Origin of the sequence: Rhizobium metallidurans (assembly GCF_014196505.1) — a bacterium.
GTDB lineage: Bacteria > Pseudomonadota > Alphaproteobacteria > Rhizobiales > Rhizobiaceae > Rhizobium > Rhizobium metallidurans.
In genome coordinates this window covers 1-3,354 of record NZ_JACIDW010000053.1, presented here as the reverse complement: position 1 = coordinate 3,354, position 3,354 = coordinate 1, and the positions used below count along the sequence as shown (strand labels likewise).

Sequence of the window (3,354 nt, the reverse complement as noted above, 5' to 3'; positions counted from 1 at the left end):
GACCTCCGCCGACTGATAGAGCCGGATATCGCTTCGCAAAAAGAGCCGGTTCGGAGACGCCGCCTACGTCAATGTGCATGGAAAATCGCGCTTACGCATGAGCAGAACGAAAATCAAAACAAATTCAAGTACCGTTTCCCCACCAAGCACGGCGTGTTGAAGCGCCTGCCACAACCATGTCGTTGAAGACTTGACCCCTCAAGATCCATCGGCGATTGCTCCCGTCATCTTATCCCATCCCGGTGCAAGCACCGTCAGCTTCCTGCGAGGCCTCAAGTTACTCGGATAGAACAAGATCGAATTGGGGGTGACGAAATCCGAGACTGTCGTCGGCTGCGATGCCACAGCACTCGAGAGCTGCCTTCTCGGGGGCGTCGGTGATCATCAGATCAGGCCTGAGAACCCGCTCGCAGACACCCGGAGTTGCATACAACTTCTTGATCTCCCTGAGAACCTTCGATTGAGGCCAAGGTGTCGGCGTGCATGTCATGAGGTCGAAGGTAAAAAATTCCCGTTCGTCAGACCGGCCTTGCAGGGGAATGGAATAGTCGTAGGCACGCGTGCCGGAACCGATCTTCAGGTGGGGAAGCGCAGCGTTATTGCGAACCCACTCCACAAGCTTGACCATCGCTTCTTCCGCCAAGATCGCCTGACGATCAGCTTTGATCAGCATGTCGAAGTTAGGGTAGCTCGCAGGGGTAAGCCCGGAGTTCATCGCCAGAAGTCCGAACAGAGGAATGCCCGCCTCGATATAGCTGTTGACCACAACCTTGCCAGCATCGAGCAGCTGCTCTCCGGTGTCAGCAGGCATGCCGAGCCGGTTGGCGACCGTAGGCAACTCGCTCGGGTAGAAGTTGAGCAGGCGGTGGGTGCGGGTCTTCCATTCAGGGTGGTGTGGATGGCGCTCGACCTCCTCCGCAAGCGTGTTGGCGAGAATGATCCGGAATGTGTAAAACATGACGATCACATGCTTGCAGATCTCATCCTCCAGAAGACTGAGCATGGCCAGGAAAGGAGCAATCTGCTCGTTGCGAAGGTCAGGGTAGAATGTGGCCGTAGCATCGAGGGAGAGCCCGTATCTGATCAGCCCGAACATTTCCTCGATATTGTCCGCAGCTAGCTCCACCTGAGGTGCAAAGCCCAATCCCTGGAACTTGGAGATGGTCATCTTAACGCCGATGATCCGCTCGGCCAGAAGGTCGGAGACGGCAGCGTCAATCCCAGCTTCGCGCTTGGCGAAAAAATCGTGAAGGATGGCCGGGATCTTGTCCTTGGTGAGCACGCCATCGATTTCGTTGTGCCTGCGCCTCTGCTTGAGGTTCGCACGCAGAGAGCTGCGGCTGTTTGCGGGTTTGCCCATGCCGGGAAAAATCTGAGCGCGGTGATGACCCAGCTGGCGGTGCGTCCACTCCTCGTGGCGATGCTCCACGAGATTGGGCATGCAGTGAAGGTCCCAGAACTCCTGTTCCGACATGCCATCAGGCACGCGGGGCTTGGGCTGGTCTACCTCAGGATACTCGTAGATAGCGTCCTAGAGTGCTGTCAGTTTCGGTGCGGTTGCATCCGGTGGGGCTACTTACAGCCATTGTGGAAGGTCCGGTGAATTTATTGTTCGTAGTGCTGAAGGTCTGCTGATCTGTGTTGTTGTTGATGATGATCGGTGCGGTGTTCAAAAGCGTGAGCAGCCGTTCGGCTTTATAGAAAAGCTGCTGCAGGACGACGGAATGCTGTTCCTCCGTGCTTATGCGTCATTGCGCGAATTTGAGCAGGTTTTCCGTGCAGCTGACGTGGCCTTTCAGCTGATGAGGCAGTACATGCGTCATGCATGTCAGACAAGACGGTCTCGGGGCGACTGAAATGCCCGAGCGCGCGGGGTTTTGCAGGGATGGGCGCCGTTGGTTCCCAATTCGGGAAATTGCCGGAGCGATATTGCTCCGTGCTGATCCGAGCTTCGGAGGATTGCATTAGCGCTGCTTGGCGTTTCTTGGCATTTGGCAGGATATATATATGTGTATTGTGCGTGGATATATTTGTTTCCTCGTAAATAAATCGCATTCTTTATTTGTAGATGTCTTTCTTGATAAGGAGGATTAGATCACCGATTATCCTGTAGTGGCCCCCTAAATTCCCGGACACGATCTCCCACTTGTTAAGTTTTAGGAGTAATGTGCCCATTATGACCAATCATATCCCTAAGATAGAAGTGCTGTCCGGCCCTGAGCGTCGCCGTCGCTGGTCGACAGCGGAGAAGCTCGCGATAGTCCAGGAGACCTACGAGCCTGACGTCACGGTCAGCATCGTTGCGCGACGGCATGGCATTCAGCCGAACCAGTTGTTCGCTTGGCGCAAGCTTGCGGCGCAAGGTGCGCTGACGGCCACCGCATCGCAGGAAGAGGTCGTGCCGGCATCCGAATACAGGGTACTTCAGAACTAGGTGAAAGAGCTACAGCGCCTCCTCGGCAAAAAGACGATGGAAGGCGAAATCCTGAAAGAAGCGCTTGAGATAGCATCAGGGTCAAAAAAACACCTGTTGCGCTCGCTCTCGTTGCCGAAGGACGGTTCGCGATGATGGCGGTGTGCGAGACCTTGGGTGTCGCCCGATCCAACATAGCGGAACGTGTGAGGCAACGTCCTTCCAGAGCCAGAGGGCGGCCGCCGCTCGCCGATCAGGAGCTGGTGGATGAGATCAAGACGATCATCGACGACATGCCGACCTACGGATATCGCCGGGTTCACGTGATCCTGCGCCGTAAAGCCCGCAATGAAGACCGACCATGGCCGAATGCCAAGCGCGTCTACCGGGTGATGAAGATCCACGGCATGCTCCTTCAGCGCCACACCGGTGCGATCGACACGCGCGCCGATCTGCTCGACCACTCCGTCGTGCATTACGACAATCTTGTCTGCCATCGTCATCGCCTCGAACTGGTCATGGGTCACGTAGACTGTGGTGGTCTTCATGCGCTGATGAAGCTCCTTGATCTCAGCCCGCATGGCCACCCTGAGCTTGGCATCGAGGTTCGACAGTGGCTCGTCGAACAGGAATACCTCGGGGTCGCGGACAATCGCGCGGCCGATGGCCACGCGCTGTCGCTGGCCGCCCGACAGTTGTCGTGGATAGCGATCGAGATACTTTTCAAGGCCGAGGATTGTCGCGGCTTCCTTGACACGCATTGCGATCTCCGATGCAGGCACCTTCCGCACCTTCCGCACCTTCCGCACCTTCCGCACCTTCCGCACCTTCCGCACCTTCCGTCGCTGAGAGCGGCGGTGGAAAAGTCGGCCACGGTAGCGGCGGAATAATCCAGCCGCGGGCGGAGTAAAATCCGGCCACCTATTTCCTTTCTGCAATGA

General features: G+C 56.6%; 2 protein-coding genes and 2 pseudogenes. 2 read left to right on the top strand and 2 right to left on the bottom strand.

The genetic code is table 11. The features are described from left to right. The coding region (locus GGQ67_RS25180; RefSeq protein ID WP_210279793.1) for a hypothetical protein at nucleotides 1-186 on the top strand (186 nt) is incomplete at its 5' end. Between the two features lie 91 nt (nucleotides 187-277). Here GGQ67_RS25180 and GGQ67_RS24940 read toward each other — a convergent pair. Beyond that, nucleotides 278-1,441, bottom strand: coding sequence for a PI-PLC domain-containing protein (locus tag GGQ67_RS24940; RefSeq protein ID WP_183902790.1), 1,164 nt, complete (start codon nucleotides 1,439-1,441; stop codon nucleotides 278-280). Between the two features lie 735 nt (nucleotides 1,442-2,176). Between GGQ67_RS24940 and GGQ67_RS24935 the strand changes: the two are divergent. Beyond that, nucleotides 2,177-2,859, top strand: a pseudogene (locus GGQ67_RS24935) (transposase); the annotation flags it as partial. Here GGQ67_RS24935 and GGQ67_RS24930 read toward each other — a convergent pair. Continuing rightward, nucleotides 2,848-3,213, bottom strand: a pseudogene (locus GGQ67_RS24930) (ABC transporter ATP-binding protein); the annotation flags it as partial. The pseudogenes GGQ67_RS24935 and GGQ67_RS24930 overlap by 12 nt on opposite strands. Between the last annotated feature and the right edge of the window lie 141 nt (nucleotides 3,214-3,354).